Genomic DNA, 17,597 nt, shown 5'->3' with positions numbered 1-17,597 from the left:
CCTGAACCTGATGCCCGTCCTGCGCACCCGCGAACTCCTGCAGGACGTCATGGGCGCCGCGTCCGAGCCCGCCGCGAACACGCCGCTAGGCCGCCGCCCTCGCTGCCCCCAACTCCACCGCCCGGCGGGGCGCGCTCGCGACCCCTCCGGCCCCAGTGCCGGCCACGGACTTCCACCGGCCGCCCCCGGCCCGCCCGCTGACCGAACCGAAGGAAACCAACGATGCGCACCCTCGCCGACGCATTCGGCACCGACGTCGAGATCGTCCGCCGCTCGGACGGGGTGGTCCGGGCCTTCTGCCGCACCGACGCCCCCGACCAGATCCACAACGTCCTCCGCCAGTGTGGCTTCACCGCCCCTGACCCCCACAGCTCCTGCTGCTACCACCTGCCCCCGGACACTCCCGGCGCCGACCAGCCCGCTGCGGCCTCCACCGCGGCCACCCTCCTGGACGACGCCGGGTACCGAGTCGGAATCGCCCCTCACCTGGTCGTCGGGTACGTCGGCCAGAACTGCATCGTCCAGTCCGAGGAGCAGCGGCACGCCGCTGCCTGCCGCACGTTCCCCTCCGCCGTTGCCAAGGCCGCTCCCGCACCGGCCGGTACGCCCGCGGCGGCGGCGCCGGTCCAGCCTGCCGCTCGCACCCGCTGAAACGTTCCGCCGGCCCAAGCCCCCGTGGAGAGCACCGTGATCCGTTCGAGAGCCAAGCGCGCCCCGCCCACCGCCCGCTCACACCCACCTGGACTCCCTCTTGCCCGCCCCGCGCACCGGCGCTCCGTCCACCACCACCGGCACGGACGCGCTCCTCTACCTCCTGTTCGCCGTCGTCGGCGCAGCCCTCACCTTCGGCTCCCTCGCCTGGCTGACCGGCAACCTCACCAACTACCTTGTCGGGTCCGGCCCCTGGGCGCCGTTCCACGTCACCGAAGCCCTCCTCCACCCCGACCGGCTGTGGCCCCACCTCGGCCCGGCCGCTGTCCTGGTCGGCGCCCGCGTCGTCCCCGGCGCCCTCACCCTCACCCTCACCGTCACCGCGCTCGCCTGGTGGCTGCGCCGCCGCGCCGGGACGAAGAGCGGCATGGCCCGGCCGGCGGACATCGCTCCGCTGCTGGACAAGCAGATCACCGCCAAGGCCCGCAGCCTGCGCCCGAGCCTGCGGGGCGAGAAGGACGTAGCCCCGGCCGACCGCGGCATCCCCATCGGCACGCTCTCCCCGGGCAAGGCCGAGGTCCGGGCCTCGTGGGAGGACGTGATGGTCGCCATCATGGCTCCGCGCTCCGGCAAGACGAGCGGCATCGCGATCCCCGCGATCCTCTCCGCCCCCGGGCCCGTCCTGCTGACGTCGAACAAGGCGGCGAACGACGCCTTCACGACCTGCATCGACGCTCGCGCGAAGGTCGGCAAAGTCTGGACGCTCGACCCGCAGCAGATCGCGCACCACCCGCGCGAGATGTGGTGGGACATCCTCGCGGACGCCCGCGACCTCGCCGGCGCCAAGCGCCTGGCCGGGCACTTCGTCGCCGCGAGCGTGGACGAGTCCAGCGGCTCGGACTTCTGGTCGACCGCGGCGAGCAACACCCTCGGGTCGTTGTTCCTGGCCGCCGCGAGCCATCGTCGCCCGATCACCGACGTGCTGGCGTGGCTCGCCTCTCCCTCCGACCGCACCCCCGTCGATCTGCTCACCGATGCCGGCCACCACGCGGTCGCCGCCCAGCTCCAGGGCACCGTCACCGGCGCCACCGAGACCAGGGATGGGATTTTTGAGACCGCGAGGCAATACGCCAGCTGCCTGCTGGACCCGGAAATCGCCGCGTGGGTCACCCCCACCCCGGGCCTGCCCGAGTTCAAGCCGTTCGACTTCGCCTCCTCCCGCGACACGCTGTTCCTGCTCAGCAAGGACGGCGGCGGCAGCGCCTCGGCGATCATCGCGGCGGCGGCCGACGCGGTGATGCGCGCGGCCGTCATCGTCGCCGAACGCAGCGGCGGCCGGCTCGACCCGCCCGCGCTGTGCGTCCTCGACGAGGCCGCCAATGTCTGCAAGATCAGCGACTTGCCGGACCTCTACTCCCACCTCGGCAGCCGGGGCGTCATCCCGATCACCATCCTGCAGTCCTACCGGCAGGGCCAGCGCTGCTGGGGCGAAGCCGGCATGGACGCCCTCTGGTCCGCGGCCACCGTCAAGATCATCGGTTCGGGAATCGACGACGCCGACTTCGCGGACAAGCTGTCGAGGCAGATCGGCGAGCATGACGTGCAGACCGTCTCCGTGTCCGACTCCGGCAGCGGCAAGTCGACGTCGGTGTCGATGCGCACCGAGCGCATCCTGCCGCCCGACGAGATCCGCGCCCTCCCCAAGGGCAAGATCCTGCTCTTCGCGACCGGCATGCGGGTGGCGATGCTCAACCTCAAGCCCTGGTACAAGGAGCGCTCCGCCAAGGAGATCGGCCCGGCCTCCGCCCGCGCCACCAAGGCCATCACCGAACGCGCCATCGCCAAAGCCACCGCTGACCGCGACAACTTCGGGCTGACGGCGTGAGCGCCCGGCGCACCACTTCCCGGTGGCCTGACCACCTGTCCAAGGCCGGGGAACCCGATCCGCCGTTCGCCGGCCCCGGCTGGCGCCAACCGCGCAGGGGCACCTGGATCTACCAAGGCGCCCAGGGGGCTGCCTACGTGCAGGCAGCCCTACTGGATGACGGGGACTGGTTCCTGGAGCTGTGGTCAGCGCAGGTCCGGCTGCTCGCCCGCGGTTCGGCCCCCGCCGATGAGGTCGCCGCCCTCGCGCCGGCGCTCACCGCCAAGGCTGACGTGTGGGAACCACCGTCCAGCCTTGAGTCCTCCCGGCGCCGCTTCACCGACATCGCGCAGGCCGTACGCGCGGCATCGGACCAGGCCAGGGTCCGGGCTGCTACCACCTCCTCGCTCTCCCGAGCCCCGAGCCCGAGCGCGCCGCAGCCGGTTCCGGCCGGTGCCATCGCGGCGGCTGACCTTGCCGCAACCCGCCGCAGCCGCTGAACCACCACTCAAACCTCCCAGAAGGTCTTCATGTCCGACACCAACTCGTCTGCCGCCCGCCACTCTTCGGCTCCGCTGGCCGGGGCGCCGGTCGTTCGCCGGGGCGGCCAGTGGTGGCTGATCACCGGCGACGGCTCGGTCCTGGCCACCGATCCGACATTCACCGGTGAGCTGGACCGCTTCGCCGCCGCGAAGGCCGCTGCCGACCGCGCGGTCGCCCAACTCCGCGCCGACCGCGGCAACCGTCACCGCCGGAGCCCGTGATGGACCCGCTGCTCCACGGCGAGCAGGCCGTTCTCGGAGCGGTCCTGCTCGACCCCCGCCAGCTCGGCGGCCTCGACTGGCTGGAGCCGCGCGACTTCTACCGGCCCGGCCACCAGGCGCTGTTCGCCGCGCTGCGAAAGCTCCGTGCCGAAGGCCACCTGGCCCTCGGTGCGGAGGGAGCGGTGCCGGTGGCGTGGCTGACCGACACCCTCGCCGAGGCCGGCCAGCAGGTGCGCGGGCTCACCGCCTCCTACCTGCACACCCTCGCGGCCGCCTGCCCGCGCCCCGCCCACTCGCCGGTCTACGGGCGGATGGTGTTGGAGGGGTCGATCCACCGCACCGTCGCCGAGCACACCGACCGCCTGCTCGCTATCGCCCGGGAGGACGCCAGGCAGCACGAGGTCCACGGCACCGCCGCCCAGGCCGACGTGCTCGCGGGCCTCCTGGACGATCTCGCGAAGCGCTGGGGAACCCAACCCCGGGCCACCGCCCCGAGGACGCCTCGTCTCCCCGCAGCCGTCGAACCTCCCACGGCGGTCCAAGCGGCAGACGAGCAGTTCCTGCTGTCCCTGCTCGTCCACCAGAACGGCGCGATCGCGGAGGTCTTCGACTGGCTGCGCCCCCAGGACTTCGCCCATCCCGGCCACGGCCAGCTCTACCGCTGCCTCGGTGCGCTCCACCACCGGGGCGAGCCGATCGACCCGGTCACCACACTGTGGGAGGTGCAGCGGCGCGGCCTGCTCGCCGAAGGCACACTCACTGAGGAACAGCTCGCTCCGGTGCTGCGCGACGGGGCGGCGGGTTCGGCCGAGTGGCTGGGCGAGCAGCTCCTGCGCTCCTCGCTGACCCGCGCCGCTGCTGGCGCCGCGCTGCAGATCGCCGCCTACGCCGACGACCGGCGCCTTGCCCCCGGGCAGCTGATCGGCCACGCACTGCACGCCCTCGGCCCGCTGGAGGAGGTGCGGGCCCGCTGGCGCACAGCCGCCTCCCCTCCCACACCACAACCCCGGCCGGACACCGGCCACGCTGCCCGTATCCAGGCCGCGCTCGCCCGAAGCCCCGCCCGGCCGGGCACCCGCGGGAGCCCGACGCCGAGCCACGTACCGCCACCCGCCCCCGGCCCGCAGCGGGTCCACGAGCACACCAGCCCCCACCACTCCCACCGGAGCCCCACGTGAACACCCCCGTCCGCGAATCCCTCGCCCTGCAGTCCCTGGCCGCTCGCCTGGAAGGGCAGCAGGCGCGCCTGCCCTCCTCGACCCGGCTGCCGAACCGGCTCACGGACGCCGCCTCGATGAACCAGAACATCACCAAACTCGGCCTTCTGATCGCGGAGATGGGCTAGGCCGTCCACACCCGGATTGCCGTCGAGGCCCCCCCGAGCATGTGCTGCGTACGGCCTGGACCTATGGCGAGGTCGTCGACCGGATGGGCCAGGCGGCCTCGGCTCCCGGGGCGGTCACCGACCAGCTGGCCATGATCACCCACCTCGCCCCGCTGCGCGGCCGACCGGATGTTGATCGCGCGCTGGAGACCGCGAACCAGGTCATCGAGGAAGCGGTCGCGACCGCTCACAGCGAGTTCGCGGAGGCCGGGAAGTCGATCCGGACGACCGTGAGGATCATCGACACTCAGCACGCACGGGCCAAGCAGCCCGGGCCCGCTCGGCCGGTGCTCCCGCACCGGCCACGCTACCCACTGGGGCTGTCGCCGCCGCCCCGCCTCCGGCTCCCACCGCCGCACGCTCATGGTGAACCAACCCCCACCCCCTCCTTCCCCACGGGAGCCCCTCGTCATGGACCTCGCCCCCGGTCAGCGTGAGCGTGAGCAGCTCCACGCGCTCGCCGACCAGCTCGCCGATGCCGCCCGGCATCTGGCCCGCCTGAACCCCACCGGTCGTCTACCCGCCCCTGAAACGGCCTCCGACGTCCTGGCCGCTCTCGCCGGCCTCCAGCAGTACGTCCTCTCCTGCGCCGGCGACGTCGGCGAAACCGCCGACCTGGACGCCGATCAGGCCCGCGCGTACCAGCGCGCTGTGCTCGGCGACGCCCTGGTCGCGCCGGTGATCGCACACGCGATCACCCTGGCCTCTTCCGCGCTCATCACCACCGGCCACAAAGTCGCCCGGACCCGCCAGGTACACGTGCCGACCGAGGGCATGAGCGTCTACCTCGACCTCCTCGACGCCCAGAACGCCCTGGTCTGCGCCGCTGGCGCGCTGCGGCAACTCGCCGACCAGCTCACCCACGACCAGCCCGCCGCCCTGGACGAACTCGCCGCGCTACTGGCCTCGCCGCCGAACCTGCGCGCCCGAGCCGCACCCGCACCTGGCCTCACCAAGCTTGCGACGTTGCGTGTCCGGGGCCACTGACATGCACCCCGGTTCCGTCCGGCCGCTGACCAGCCAGGCGCCACCTGCCCTCACCACCGCCAACCCCTCCTCCAGGAACAGCCATGAACTCACCCTTCGAGGAGTCGCTCGCCCTGCGCACCCGGGCGAACGCCCTGCAAAGGGCTCGCCGAACCAGCGGCACGGCGGCGGGGACCTGACCCTGCCCTCGGCGGCGGCCTCGCTCCGGCCGTCTTCGCCCCGGCACCCGGCCTCGCGCTCCCGGAAGCGGTGGCACTGCCGCTGTGGCCGCAGGCACCGTTGGACGACTCGACCCCGGACGGTGGGGGCCGTACGCCGGCGCCGTCGCCCGATGGGAGACGCTCACCCGCCCGGCGCCGCCGCCCACCGACGAAGGCGGGCGGCTTCGCGCAGAGTTCGTCGAGTGGATGCAAGGGCTTGCGCCGGGCTGGGTGACCGCCACCCCGGGGCTCGGGCACCCGGCCCAGCTCACCGCCCTCGGCAACGGCGTCGTTCCCCAACAGGCGGCCAGGGCGCTGGAGTTGCTGGCACCACCTTTCGCCCGCTGCCCGCGCTGTCACGTCGGGTGAGGGGCTTCTACCTCTTTTTCCCGGCCGTACCAAATTCCGGAATCCGCGGACTCTTCTCTCCGCAGCCGCACCGAATCGAGGGGGCTGTCATGCCTGCGCATGCCCCGGTCCGGCGCGCCCGCGCGCCGCCGGCCGTACGACCGAAGGACTCCCTCCTTGAGCACCACCACCGCCTGCGGCCCAGCCCAGGACAGCAGCTACCGCGCTGTCCTGGGTTCGCCGTACGTCGCCCGCCTGCTGGGCGGCACCCTGATCGGCCGCCTTCCCACCGGCATGGCACCGATAGCGATCCTGCTGCTCGTGCGCGCCGAGCACGGCCCGCTCGCCCTGGCCGGCGCCCTCGGCGCCCTGTACGGCCTCGCCTCCGCGCTCGGGCAGCCGCTGCTCGGGCGCCTGGTCGACCGCAACGGCCAGGCCCAGATCCTCGTCACCGCCGCAGCTACGGCGAGCACGGCGTTCCTGCTGCTGCCGTGCACCGGTCCGGCGCGCCACCCGGTGCTCGCCGCACTCACGGTGCTGGCCGCGGGGCTGGCGACGCCTCCGCTGGAGGCCGGGCTGAGGGCGCTCTGGCCGGTTCTGCTGCCCGACGCCGGGCGCCAGCGCACCGCGCTCTCGCTGGACAGCAGCACCCAGGGCCTGGTCTTCATCGCGGGTCCGCTGCTGGCCACCGGCTTCGCGGCCGGAGCCGGAGCAACCACTGCGCTGGCGGCGACCGCGGCGCTCGGGCTGCTCGGCACCGGCCTGGTCGTCACCGCCCGCCCCTCCCGCACCTGGACGCCTGCGGAGTTCACCGAAGCGATGCACTGGACGGGTCCGCTGCGGGTGCCGGGCCTTCGGGTGCTGTTCGCCGCGCTGATCGGCACGGGTGTCGCGCTCGGCGCGGTCAACGTCCTGGCGCTGTCCGCCGCCGAGCGCCACCACGTCGGGTGGCTGGCCGGGGTGATGCCGGCCGCGCTGTCCATCGGCAGCATGCTCGGCGGCCTCGCCTACGGCCGCCATGCCTGGCCCGGCGCCCCCGCGAAGCACCTGGTCGCCGCCTCGATCGGCTTCGCCGCCGGATGGCTGCCGCTGCTGCCCGACCCCGCGCCCGCCGTCGCCGTCCTGAGCGCCGTCCTGCCCGGCACCTTCCTCGCACCGCTGCTGACCGCCGCGTTCCTCACCGTCGACCGCATCGCCCCCGAAGGCGAAGCGACCGAGGCGTTCGCCTGGCTGATCGCCTGCATCGGCATCGGCCAGGCCGCCGGCACCGCCCTCGCCTCCCTCACCACCGCCCCGCTGCTCGTCGCCGCCGTCCCGCTCGCCGGGGCCGCCTTCGCCCTGTGGCTGCTGCACCGCTTCAACGACCGCTTCTCCTCCTGACCACCACGCTCACCCCGAAGGACACCGCCGTGAACACCGCCCTCCTCACCGCCGCAACTCCCGCCACCCGCATGCACGTTGTATGGGACTGGAACGGAACGGTCAAGGATGACCTCGACGACCACGTCGACGCCCTGAACGCGACCCTGCCCGCCCTCGGCGGCGCCCCGGTCGACCGGGAGACCTACCGGGCCAAGCACACCGTGCCGATCCCCAACTTCTACGCCCGCCTGCTCGGCCGCACGATCACCGAACAGGAGTGGATCTCCAGCGACAACGCCTTCCTCGCCCACCTGCGCGCCCAGCCGGTGCGCGTGCGCGAAGGCGCCGCCGAGCTGATGACCGCCCTGCACGAGGCGGGCCTCACCCAGTCGCTGCTGTCGCTGTGCCCGCACGACACCCTCGTGCGCGAGGTCGAACAGGCCGGCATCGGGCACTTCTTCACCCGGATCGAGGGCCGCACCGGGCCCTCCGGCGGCACCAAGGCCGCCCCGCTCGCCGCTCACCTCGCCGCCCTCGGCCTTGCCGAGCAGGCGCACCGGGTGCTGCTGGTCGGCGATGCCGTCGATGACGCGAATGCTGCCCACGCCAACGGCGCGTACGCGGTGCTGCACACCGGCGGGCTGCACCACCCCGCCAAGCTCGCCGCCGCCGGCCACCCGCTCACCGACACCCTCGCCGACGCCGTCGCCCTCGGCCTGCGCCTCATCCAGGACCACGGAGCCCAACTGGCCTGCGCTTAGCACCAATCGGCGGCCGGACCAAACCGCCGATCCTGCGGACCATCTCCATCACCGACCGCTTCACCGGAGCCCTTTCCGTGACCCGAAGAAGACCTTCCGGCCCCGCCCTCCCCATCCGTCCGAACCCCCTGGATGTGCCATGTCCGAGTCCCACCCGATGCCGGGCGCCCCCGAGCCCGAGCCAATCCGCATCCCCGACGAGGACCTCGACGACCTCGTCAGCGCACTGAACCGCACCATGGTCGAGGTCCGCCAGCACGGCGTGATCCTCGACCGCCTCAGCTCCGAAGCCGACGACGAGACCGGGGCCTGCTCGACCGGGCCGGACCACGCGTCCGAGGGCGAACCTGGCGGTGCCCCATCGCTGTTCATCCTCGCGATGGGCGGCGCCCAGTACGCCGCCGAGCTGGCCGAGCTCTCGTTCTGGGTCACCCACATCCTGCTGCCCGTGTACGGCCGGGAGATCGGTTCCACCCGGCCGTGGTGCGCGAAGTGGCACGAGCACCCGGAGGCCGTCGCCCGCCTCCACGCGCTGTGGCTCGCGTGGCAGCAGCTGACCGCCGCCGAGGCCGGCCAGAGCGGGCCCTCGACGTGGCACCGCGACCACCTGGACCACGCCCTGCTCCAGCTCCGCGCTCCGGACGGCCCGTTCGCCGCCTGCACCACCAGCCCGTCCCGGCTGGCCCACCGCGTCCTGACCACGCCCGACCAGCTGGGACTCGCCGCATGAATACCCTCGACTTCCGCCTCGACGGCCTGCAAGCCGCCGACGAGCACTCCGACCTTGTGTACGACCACACCTGGGTCGACGATTTCCAGCCCATCTCCCAGCACGATGCGGGCGAGCGCAGCTTCATCGTCGCCTTCGACACCACGGCCACCTGGGGCCACCCCAACACGGCCAACATCGTCTCCTTCGATGTCGTCCGCGACAGCAGCCAGGGCACGTTCAGCATGCACAGGTCCGAGCACGCCACCGTCGCGTTCGCTCAGAACTGGCTCGTCAACCGCGGCTGCCCTCCGGACGCGCTCGCGCCGGCCTTCGACGTTCCCGTCCCCGCCGACAAGTTGTCTGTCCGGGTCGAGGACCGCATCCGGCGCTCTGGCGAGCGTCTTGAGGTCGTCGACTACCAGGTCATCGACGGCGACGACACCGAGGGCTGGAACATTGCCGTCGACCGCCAGGACAAGGACCTGCCCGTCCGCCTTTTCATCGAGTCGCTCCAGCCCGATCAGTACACCTACACGGTGCGCGAGGGGGCCTTCGCCGACCACACTGCCGCCGAGGACTGGCTGGAGCACCGCTCCACCCCGCTGCCCAAGGCACCCGAGTACCGCCGCGACGCCTTGCGTACTCACGCCGCTCTCGCCCGCAGCACCACCGCCCCGCCGGTCGCCGCCAACGCTGCCTCCGTGCTGGCGTCCGCGCCCGCTGCAGCCGCCGTCGCGCGGCCCGAGAGGGGGCAGTCGCTGTGAGCCGCGCCAAGTTCGGGTTCAGCGCCCATCCCGACGCCATCGCGGATCTCCGCCAGCTGCCGGATGCCATCCGCGACCAGGCCTTGCTGCACCTTCAGGACCTCGTCCACGGCGAGCGCGTCGCCACGCGCCTGGAAGGCCGGCTGGAGGGCTGCCACAAGATCTACCTCGGCGTCAGCAACGACTGGGCTTCGCACCGCCTGGTCGTGCAGTTCCGCGACGCCCCCACCGGCTCCCAGCACCGGCGCGAGGTCCACCTCGTCGCCGCTGGCCCCCGTGCCGACTACGCGGTCTACCACTCCGCGCAGAACCGCCTGGGCCGCACCGGCCTCAACATCCCGCCCGGCCTCGGCCCGGCTGAGGAAGCCCGCGTCCGAGCAGTCCGCGCCCGATCCACACGCCCGACACCGGCAGCCGCCGCCGGCCCCGCCTACACCACCGCTTCCCCCGGCTTCGCCACCGGCGCTGCCACCCGAAAGGCCCGATGATGACCACCCCCACCCCCACGCACGCCGACCTCGCCGTGTGGCTCGCCGAGGCCGCCGAGGCCGTCTCCGGCATCGTCACCGCCCAGCACACTACCCCGCCGTCGCGCTCCCACCTCCAACCCGTCCTGGGGCCGCTCACCGCCGGGCCGAAGGTGATCACCGCGCTCGCCAGCCGGCTGGAGGACCTGCTGGACGCGAGGCTGCCGACCACCCCCGCCACCCTGTTCACCCTCGCCTCCTACGCCTCCGCCCTGGGCTGGCTGACCGAGTCGCTCGCCGACCTCACCCAGGCCGTCGACCTCCTGGCCGTCGAGGCCGGCCTAGCGGCCGACGCCACGGCCACCGCCCCCGGCGAGGTTCTGGACTTCGACTTGTCGGCCTACGCCCCGCAGGACCGGCAGGCCATCACCGCCCTCGCCGCCGAGGCCGCCCTCCCGCCCGGTCTCTACCTGCAGATCCTGGGCCAGGCCCTGCTCGCCTCCACGGAGTTCACGGAAGCATGCACGGAAATCATCGGTGCCCTGACCGAGGACGCCCACCGGCTCCTGGACGAGTCGGTCAGCTTCGTGCGCCTCGGCGGCGAGGGCCCCGACAGCCTGCCCACCCTGGTCCGCTCCCTCCTCGCCCGGATGGAAACGGCCTGGTGAACCCGCACAACCGGCTCACCCACCCCGGCGCCCACCTCGTCTACGACCGGCTCGGCATCGACGATCCGTTCACCCTGCTCGGTCCCCGCTACCAGCACGACAACCCTCACGCGCCGCTCGCCCGGCTCGTCGGCAACGCCGCCTGCGAGCTCGACGACCTCAACCAGGAACTCACCGACCAGGCAAGGACGGTGATGGCCCGCCTGGAACCGATCGCCCGTGGTGAAAGCGCGGCCCTGCGCGACGTCGACGCCATCGTGCAGTCCGCTGCACTCCAGGTCGGCCTGCTCACCGCCCGCAAGGACGCCGCCCACAAGCACCTCACCGATGCCCTCGACGCCTACGAGCGCGCCGACGGAGTCGGCGGACGGGGACCGGCCGCCGTACAGGACCGCCAGCAGGACAACGCGCATACCCGGCCCAGCGGCCGACAGGACCTGTCCGCCATCGCCGCCTGGGACGACGGCCAGGGCTTCGCCCGAACAGCGCTGCAGGAAGTGGAGCACGGCGACCTGTGGCTGCGCACGAACGGGCACGGCGACGAGTGCGTCATCCGGGGCTCCGGCCTGGGTGCCCCGATCGAGGCCGAGACCGTCAGGCGGCTGATGGCCGCCGGCCTCGTCGTCGACACCGGCACCTCTCCCTCCCGGGCCGGTCACATGCTCTCGCTCACCCCGGCGGGCGCAGCGGCCAACGCTGCTGCCCGCGCCGAACGGCTTCGCCAGGTCGCCGCCCTCTACTGCGGCATCACCCCCACCATGGCCGGCCCCGCTCAGGCAGCGCCCTCGGCCGCAGCGGCCCGGCCCTCCCTCTCCTCCCGCACCCGTTGAACAAGGAACTGCCCGCCGTGTCCTCCCAGCCGACCACCGCCATGAGTGCCGCTGACGCTCAGCGCGCCGAGACCGTCCTACGCCAGCTCGCCCCGAAGTGGACCACCCACGTCGTCCACACGATCGCCAAGTACGGCCCCGAGATGCGCGTTTCCGACGTCACCCAGCACTTCCCGGCCCTGTCCCAGTCGTACGTCAGCAAGCGCCTGGCCACGATGTCCACGGCCGGCCTGGTGGCCCGCGACGGCGAGTTCGACCGTACGGCGCCCTACCGGCTCTCGCCCGCCGCCCGCACGCTCGGCCCCGTCTACCGCGCTCTCGCGCAGTGGTCCGCCAATCACATCGACCGCACCCCGCAGGGACGGTACGACCGGATCGAGGACGTCCTGCGCCGCCTGCAGCTGGCGGACACCACCGAGACGATCCGCCTGCTCTCGGAGCACGGGAGCCTGCGCCTGACTCACCTGGCCGAACGCCTCGGCTCTCCCGCGCAGTTCGCCGCAACCCGGCTGAACCGTATGCAGGCGGACGGCCTGATCGCGCGCCCCGACAGCCGACACGGCGCCCCCTACATCCTCACCGACGCCGGACAGGCGCTCGGCCCCATCTACACCGCCCTCCAGCAGTGGGACCACCGACACACCACCCCGGCGACTCCAGCAGTGCCGGCCGCCGCGCGCACCCTGGGCTCCCCTGCGCAATCCGTACGGACCGCTGCTGCACTGCAACGCAGCCCTGCTCCCTCCGCACCGTTCAGCCATGCCCTGGTGCCGCAGCCGCGGATTCCCGCCGCCGCCACGGCGGCTTCCTACCCGTCACGTGGGTGGTGAGCGCTGTGAACGCCCGCCGCAGAACGGCTCCCCGCCCTCAGCGCCCCCGCGGGCCCGCACGCTGTCCCGCCTACGGCGGCGTGCGGGCTCGCTCCCCGCCACGTTCAGGAGCCCCCGTGTCCTCCGCCGCCCCTCTACTCGTTCATCCGCTTCGTCTCGCCGGCCCCGGTGACCAGCGGCTCGCCAGTGGTCCACTGACCGAAGCGCCTGGCTGGAGCCGCGCCCGTCCGCCGGACGGGGGAGTCCGCTTCACCAGCCCCTGCCGCACCGCCGTCATCACCGGCACCGACTCGCCCGACCACCCGGGGGCGTGGAGCGTTCACGGCTATACGTCCGCTGGTTCTGAGCCGCTGTGGCGTGCATCGTTCGGCCCCGGCACACCCCCCGAGATCACCGCCGCCTTCACCATCGCCCTCGTCGATGGACTGCGCAGCAGGCACCGCGACTACCTGCTCGGCGGGACGCACCACCTGCCCGGCACGCCAGCGTCCGTTCTCGCCGACCGCGGCTGGCAGCCCGGCCAAAGCCCGATGGGCTTCCACGACCAGGTCGCGCCGGACGGGACCGCCCTCTACCGGCACCGTGTCGGGCACCAGCCCGCCGACGCGGAGGCCGCCGGCCTGGTCCCGCCGTCGTGGAGCATGCTCGCGGGCGACCCGCAACACCTCTCCTGGCATGCGGACTTCACCATCGGCGTGCCGTTCTACCCGCTCGTACGCGCCGCCCTCGTGTTCAGCTCCCTCGAACCTGTCGAGCGGGACCTCGGCGGCATCCCCGCCCGCCACCTGCCCCACATCACCGCCCGCCGCGCCCCAGCCCCGGCTCGGCGTCCGCACGCCTGCCCGCCACAGGGCCCCGCCATCCCGCCCGCCGCACGGCCGGCGCCCAGTGGAGCGCGCCGGCGCTGACCCCCACGGAGAACTTCCATGCCGCACACCCCCGAAAAGCCCCGGGAGTACCGCGTCTGGCCGCGCTACCTCGCAGGAGCAGAGGCCGAGGTCACCGAGGCCATCACCCCGCTGATCGAGGCCGGGTGGGCCGCCACCAATGACGACCTGGGCAACGCCTACGTCACCGCGCCGGACCTGACGGCCCGCCTGGCGTTCCTGCCCGAGGGCCGGGACTCCACGCTCTGGAAGATCAGCGCCGGTCCGGAGCCGACCATTTCCAGGTGGCTGGTCACCTTCGACGACCGCGTGCCCACCGAGATCGTCCAGGACTTCACCACGGCCCTCGCCGACGCCTTCACCCGCGGCCCCAACGCCTACCTCGGCGCCGGCCAGCCCGCCCCGCGCCGGGCGGCCGGACGGTGGGTGGACCCTATCGTCCTCCAGAGCCCCGATCAGCTCGTCACCCGGTCGACGCGTCCCGGCTTCCTGTCACACGCCGAGGAGATGGACGAAACCGCGGAACGGTGGCTCTTCGAGTCGGGACCGCCGCAGCGCCGCTGGTACGCCAGTGCTTCCTCGCACGTGCCAGCGCCCCTGCTGGAGACGCTCACGGCCGCCGCCTTCGACCCGTCCCCGGTGCACCGGCACCTGCGGCGCGACGAGCTTGCGCGCCTGCCCGCGAGCGCCGCGGCGACGCCCACCGCGCCGAGCCCGCTGGAGGTCGCGCGCATCCGCGCCGCCACCGCCCGCTCCACCGCCGTGACCCGCGCCCCCGCCGCCGCGCTCGCCTACACCACCTCGACCCGGCCGTCGGCGCCCCCGAGGGTCGCCCTCGCCGGCCCCGCCCGCTGACGCCCACTAACCCTCTGGAGGACGCCGTGTCCGACGCCCCCGCCCTCGACCACGCGGACGCAATGATCGAGAAAGCCTGGGGACGCCCGATCGCCGAACTGCAGAAGGCCGCACCCCGTCTGCCCGTCGAGGACCCGATGCTGCGCTCGGCCATGCACCACCGGTCCCACCTCGTCGTCGTCTCCAACTCCATTGCCGTGCACCAGGAGCGGCTGCACGCACTCACCCGGCCCGGTCACGTCCCCGCCTTCTACGACCTCGACCGGATCACCGCCTCGGCGAGCGCCCTGCGCACGGCCCACGCGGAGAGCAACACCGCCCTCCAGATGATCCGCCACGTCGTCGACGCCCGCGAACTCGTGCTCAAGGCCGAAGGCGGCCCCGACGCCGAGCGCGTGCGGGCCGCCACGAGCCGGACCTCGCAGGCGCACCGCCCGCTCGGGTTGCCCACTGGCCAGCCCACCCCGCCAGCTCCGGCCGCGGCGGCCCAGCACGTGGCGAACCGGCGCTAGCCGCAGGTCAGTTCGCCTCCCGGCCGTGGTGGGCGCCAAGGTCGGTGGCGCCCACCACGCGGGCCAGCTCCTCCACGGTCAGCTCCACCCGCTGCCCGTCCGCCAGCCGCGCCTCCGCCGCCTTGTCCTGCTCCCGCTCGGTCCGGCTCGCGGTGCGCACGGCCCACTGGCCTTCGGCGATCACCGTGACGTCGCCCATCGTCCACGCTCGGCCCGCGCTGCGGATCTTGCGCTCCAGCGCCGCCATGTCCCGGCCTCTGCTCGCCGCCATCGCCTTCGTCCCCCTCCAGTCCCGTACGGCCCGACGCCGCAACCCTGGTTCAGCACCCCGGGGCCGCGATCCATTCCCTTCCAGTTCGCCCACGGCAGACCGCCGTACCCGGGGAAACGACTACGAGCTTCGGTACATCGCATGTCAACGTACTCATGTCGCCGAAACCGCAGGTCAACGAAGGGACCCGGCCCCCGTGAACACCCCCAGCAGCCTCCTGCCCACCCCCGTCCGCCCGACCGCAGAAGACCGCTCCTGGCTCTCCTCCGACCACAGCGCCGAGCCGGTCCTCACCTTGCTCGGCGGCCTCGGCTGGCCGAGGGTCGACAGCCCCGAGGCCAACGTGCACTGCACCAGCCCGGACGGGCGCGTATACGTCGGCTGGCTGCCCGAGGACCCCGGCGCCTGGAAGCGCGGCATCGTCTGGCGCATCCAGGTCCAGCCCGCCGACGCCACCGCATGGACCTAGGAGTTCGGCGTCCACACCCCCTCCGAGGCCGTCGCCGCCTTCCTCGCCGCGTTCATCGGCAGCCACACCCGCTGACCTGCGCCAACTCCCCTTTTCGGAGGACTTGTTGCCCACACCGCGGCTGGACCACCTCATCGCCTACGGCGCCGCGCGCAACGCGCTCGACTTCACCCTGGCCGACTCGCACATCGTGTGCGCGGACGACTTCTGCCTCTCGGTGCTCGCCCCCGACCCCGCCGACGTGTTCCTGCTGCCCGCCGTGACGTTGGAGGTCGGCTTTCCGACCCGGCGTCCTGAACCATGGGCCCGCTGGCGCGAGTACCTCGGACCAAGCGCGGACGAAGGCCACCCCACCGAATCCGTGTACCTGCACGTCCCGGTCGCGCTGGTGCGGGACCTGATCAAGGCCCACGGCGGCGAAGTCCCGCCCATTCCACGCCAGCGCTCCTAACCGACCACCCCGGCACGCGATTTCGGCGAAGGAGACCACCCTGACGATCACCATCGACCTCGCCCGGATCCCCGGCCCGGCCATCGGCGCACTGGGCCTGGCCAACGCCTTCTCCGTCCCGCCGCAGTCCGCCGCTTTCGCCCTCGGCCTCGCCCTCAGCGCGAGCGGCCTGCTGCTGGCCTTCGACGACGTCCACCAGAGCGGCCTGCGCCGGGACGCCCGTGTCGTCGCCCAACTCGCCAAATCACCCGATGGCGCACGGGTGCGCCAGATCGGCACCGCCCTCGGCCTGCGCGACGGCGCGGTCGCCAGATCCCTCGCCCGCCTGGCCGACGACGGCCTGGTGCTCCTCGCGGCCGAGGGCGAGCCGCTGCCCCTGCGCTGCTACCGCCTGGCCGGCTGAACCACCGCCGTCGCCCCGGCCCGACCCGGGGCACCCACCACGAGGGACACCGCCACGAACACCCATCGCGTCGACTTCCACCCGGTCATCGTCACGGCCGCCACCGATCACCGAGCCTCCCGCCGCGTCCTCGCCAGCCCGGCCCTTCGGATCGTCCGCGCCGATGAGGTCCGCCCCGGGGACCTCATCGTCTCCGCCTTCACCCCCGGCGGCCCGGGGCGTTACCAGCGCACCGACTACTTCGCCTGCGGCCCCTACCCGGCAGATCCCGGACCGTACGACCCGGCGTGCGGATGCGGCGTCTGCGGCCTGCCCGAGGTCGAGGGCCCGCAGGGCACCGTCGTCCTCGCCCGGAGCTACCCGTGGGAGTGCTGCGACCCGTGGCCCGCCGACGAACCCGTCCTCGTTCTCCCCCTGCGCCGGACACCGTGCTCACCCGCGTGAGGTTCCCGGCTCGACCCGCAACGCCCTCTCCGCCCCGACACCTGAACGGCCACCGTGCCGAGGAGACAACCGTGCCCCAGTACCTGACCGTCGCCCACCTGATCGCCCAGCTCCAGACCGTCGACCCAAACCTGCGCGTCCGCCTCGCCGTCAACCCGGACTGGGCCTTCGCCCACTACATCGGCACGGACGTCGTCGTCCACGACGGCATCGCCTACCTCGCCGAGGACGGCCAGGACAGCTACCTGCCCGCCGCCGTTCGCAACGAACTCGCCTGGGCCTGAACCACCGCCCGCACGAAGGAGACCCACATCCCGACCACCCACCGCCTCGCCCACCCACAGCCCCTCGACCGCATCGCGCTGCACCCCGTGCCGCCATGGGCGAGCGGAGCGCTCGTCCGCCGCGTCCCCACCGACCCCGATCGCCCCATCGAGGTCCTCTGGATCCCGGCCACCGCTTCCAGCCTCCCCTTCGGCCGCATTCTGCTGCGGTGGGAGAAGGCCCCCGAGGCCGGCTGGGACGTCACCGCCCACCTCGGCCTCGCCACCACCGACGTCCGCCTCGCCACCTGGCCCGCCGCCCCCGACGACTGGTCCCGCCTGGTGCGCCCGACCTTGTACGAGGTCACCGGCCTGTGTTCCGCCCTCGCCGTCGCCACCGCCGCCCTCGAACTCTCCAACCGCCTCGCCGACTCCTGAACACCACCGCAG

25 protein-coding genes are annotated in these 17,597 nt (G+C 73.3%); 24 read left to right on the top strand and 1 reads right to left on the bottom strand.

Features of this window, described 5'->3' with window-relative positions; all coding sequences use genetic code 11:
* Window positions 1-222 precede the first annotated feature (222 nt).
* The 19 genes from ABZW30_RS23200 to ABZW30_RS23110 all read left to right on the top strand — a co-directional run bounded on the left by ABZW30_RS23200 (window position 223) and on the right by ABZW30_RS23110 (window position 14,846).
* Window positions 223-651 carry a hypothetical protein gene (locus tag ABZW30_RS23200; protein WP_355673069.1) on the top strand — a complete coding sequence of 143 codons (429 nt, stop codon included), beginning with the start codon at window positions 223-225 and terminating at the stop codon, window positions 649-651.
* 100 nt (window positions 652-751) lie between these two features.
* Window positions 752-2,536 carry a TraM recognition domain-containing protein gene (locus ABZW30_RS23195; RefSeq protein WP_355673068.1) on the top strand — a complete coding sequence of 595 codons (1,785 nt, stop codon included), beginning with the start codon at window positions 752-754 and terminating at the stop codon, window positions 2,534-2,536.
* A gap of 137 nt (window positions 2,537-2,673) precedes the next feature.
* Complete coding sequence (locus tag ABZW30_RS23190) at window positions 2,674-3,015, top strand: hypothetical protein (RefSeq protein ID WP_355673067.1); 342 nt, start codon at window positions 2,674-2,676, stop codon at window positions 3,013-3,015.
* Between the two features lie 30 nt (window positions 3,016-3,045).
* Window positions 3,046-3,279, top strand: a complete 234-nt coding sequence (locus ABZW30_RS23185) for a hypothetical protein (RefSeq protein WP_355673066.1) — start codon at window positions 3,046-3,048, stop codon at window positions 3,277-3,279.
* Window positions 3,279-4,457, top strand: coding sequence for a DnaB-like helicase N-terminal domain-containing protein (locus tag ABZW30_RS23180; RefSeq protein WP_355673065.1), 1,179 nt, complete (start codon window positions 3,279-3,281; stop codon window positions 4,455-4,457). The genes ABZW30_RS23185 and ABZW30_RS23180 overlap by 1 nt, the downstream gene beginning before the upstream one ends.
* Window positions 4,454-4,624: a hypothetical protein gene (locus tag ABZW30_RS23175; protein WP_355673064.1), complete on the top strand. Its 171-nt coding sequence runs from the start codon at window positions 4,454-4,456 to the stop codon at window positions 4,622-4,624. The genes ABZW30_RS23180 and ABZW30_RS23175 overlap by 4 nt, the downstream gene beginning before the upstream one ends.
* A gap of 450 nt (window positions 4,625-5,074) precedes the next feature.
* A complete protein-coding gene (locus ABZW30_RS23170) occupies window positions 5,075-5,650 on the top strand; it encodes a hypothetical protein (RefSeq protein WP_355673063.1) in 576 nt (191 codons plus the stop codon).
* Window positions 5,651-5,913: 263 nt separating this feature from the next.
* Entirely contained in the window at window positions 5,914-6,219 is a 306-nt protein-coding gene (locus ABZW30_RS23165; RefSeq protein ID WP_355673062.1) for a hypothetical protein, read from the top strand.
* Between the two features lie 156 nt (window positions 6,220-6,375).
* Window positions 6,376-7,578 carry an MFS transporter gene (locus ABZW30_RS23160; protein ID WP_355673061.1) on the top strand — a complete coding sequence of 401 codons (1,203 nt, stop codon included), beginning with the start codon at window positions 6,376-6,378 and terminating at the stop codon, window positions 7,576-7,578.
* 29 nt (window positions 7,579-7,607) lie between these two features.
* Window positions 7,608-8,321, top strand: coding sequence for an HAD family hydrolase (locus ABZW30_RS23155; protein ID WP_355673060.1), 714 nt, complete (start codon window positions 7,608-7,610; stop codon window positions 8,319-8,321).
* 139 nt (window positions 8,322-8,460) lie between these two features.
* Window positions 8,461-9,051 carry a DUF4913 domain-containing protein gene (locus ABZW30_RS23150; protein ID WP_355673059.1) on the top strand — a complete coding sequence of 197 codons (591 nt, stop codon included), beginning with the start codon at window positions 8,461-8,463 and terminating at the stop codon, window positions 9,049-9,051.
* On the top strand, window positions 9,048-9,797 hold the full coding sequence (locus ABZW30_RS23145) for a glycosyl hydrolase (RefSeq protein ID WP_355673058.1): 750 nt from the start codon (window positions 9,048-9,050) through the stop codon (window positions 9,795-9,797). The genes ABZW30_RS23150 and ABZW30_RS23145 overlap by 4 nt, the downstream gene beginning before the upstream one ends.
* Entirely contained in the window at window positions 9,794-10,285 is a 492-nt protein-coding gene (locus tag ABZW30_RS23140) for a hypothetical protein (RefSeq protein ID WP_355673057.1), read from the top strand. The genes ABZW30_RS23145 and ABZW30_RS23140 overlap by 4 nt, the downstream gene beginning before the upstream one ends.
* Window positions 10,285-10,932, top strand: coding sequence for a hypothetical protein (locus tag ABZW30_RS23135; protein ID WP_355673056.1), 648 nt, complete (start codon window positions 10,285-10,287; stop codon window positions 10,930-10,932). The genes ABZW30_RS23140 and ABZW30_RS23135 overlap by 1 nt, the downstream gene beginning before the upstream one ends.
* Window positions 10,929-11,762 (top strand): hypothetical protein, encoded by an 834-nt coding sequence (locus tag ABZW30_RS23130; RefSeq protein WP_355673055.1) that lies wholly within the window; start codon window positions 10,929-10,931, stop codon window positions 11,760-11,762. The genes ABZW30_RS23135 and ABZW30_RS23130 overlap by 4 nt, the downstream gene beginning before the upstream one ends.
* 17 nt (window positions 11,763-11,779) lie before the next feature.
* Window positions 11,780-12,592 (top strand): winged helix-turn-helix transcriptional regulator, encoded by an 813-nt coding sequence (locus ABZW30_RS23125; RefSeq protein WP_355673054.1) that lies wholly within the window; start codon window positions 11,780-11,782, stop codon window positions 12,590-12,592.
* 116 nt (window positions 12,593-12,708) lie between these two features.
* On the top strand, window positions 12,709-13,500 hold the full coding sequence (locus ABZW30_RS23120) for a DUF317 domain-containing protein (protein WP_355673053.1): 792 nt from the start codon (window positions 12,709-12,711) through the stop codon (window positions 13,498-13,500).
* A gap of 18 nt (window positions 13,501-13,518) precedes the next feature.
* Entirely contained in the window at window positions 13,519-14,334 is an 816-nt protein-coding gene (locus ABZW30_RS23115) for a DUF317 domain-containing protein (protein WP_355673052.1), read from the top strand.
* A 26-nt stretch (window positions 14,335-14,360) separates the two neighbouring features.
* A complete protein-coding gene (locus ABZW30_RS23110; RefSeq protein ID WP_355673051.1) occupies window positions 14,361-14,846 on the top strand; it encodes a hypothetical protein in 486 nt (161 codons plus the stop codon).
* Between the two features lie 7 nt (window positions 14,847-14,853).
* On the opposite strand, the gene ABZW30_RS23105 is transcribed toward ABZW30_RS23110, so the two are convergent.
* Window positions 14,854-15,117: a hypothetical protein gene (locus ABZW30_RS23105; protein WP_355673050.1), complete on the bottom strand. Its 264-nt coding sequence runs from the start codon at window positions 15,115-15,117 to the stop codon at window positions 14,854-14,856.
* Between the two features lie 196 nt (window positions 15,118-15,313).
* On the opposite strand from ABZW30_RS23105, the gene ABZW30_RS23100 reads away from it, so the two are divergent.
* The 5 genes from ABZW30_RS23100 (at window position 15,314) to ABZW30_RS23080 (ending at window position 17,585) form a co-directional block, all read left to right on the top strand.
* Window positions 15,314-15,586, top strand: a complete 273-nt coding sequence (locus ABZW30_RS23100) for a DUF317 domain-containing protein (RefSeq protein WP_355673049.1) — start codon at window positions 15,314-15,316, stop codon at window positions 15,584-15,586.
* Between the two features lie 106 nt (window positions 15,587-15,692).
* Window positions 15,693-16,037, top strand: coding sequence for a hypothetical protein (locus ABZW30_RS23095; protein WP_355673048.1), 345 nt, complete (start codon window positions 15,693-15,695; stop codon window positions 16,035-16,037).
* Window positions 16,038-16,056: 19 nt separating this feature from the next.
* The gene (locus tag ABZW30_RS23090) at window positions 16,057-16,440 is read left to right on the top strand and encodes a helix-turn-helix domain-containing protein (RefSeq protein WP_355673117.1); all 384 of its coding nucleotides are present in this window, start codon (window positions 16,057-16,059) and stop codon (window positions 16,438-16,440) included.
* A 515-nt stretch (window positions 16,441-16,955) separates the two neighbouring features.
* Entirely contained in the window at window positions 16,956-17,168 is a 213-nt protein-coding gene (locus ABZW30_RS23085) for a hypothetical protein (protein ID WP_355673047.1), read from the top strand.
* An 87-nt stretch (window positions 17,169-17,255) separates the two neighbouring features.
* Window positions 17,256-17,585: an esterase gene (locus ABZW30_RS23080; RefSeq protein WP_355673046.1), complete on the top strand. Its 330-nt coding sequence runs from the start codon at window positions 17,256-17,258 to the stop codon at window positions 17,583-17,585.
* Window positions 17,586-17,597 lie beyond the last annotated feature (12 nt).

It is taken from the genome of Kitasatospora sp. NPDC004669 (assembly GCF_040609455.1).
Lineage (GTDB): Bacteria > Actinomycetota > Actinomycetes > Streptomycetales > Streptomycetaceae > Kitasatospora.
Note: the sequence above shows the minus strand (reverse complement) of the source record. Positions and strands in the feature narration are given on the sequence as shown.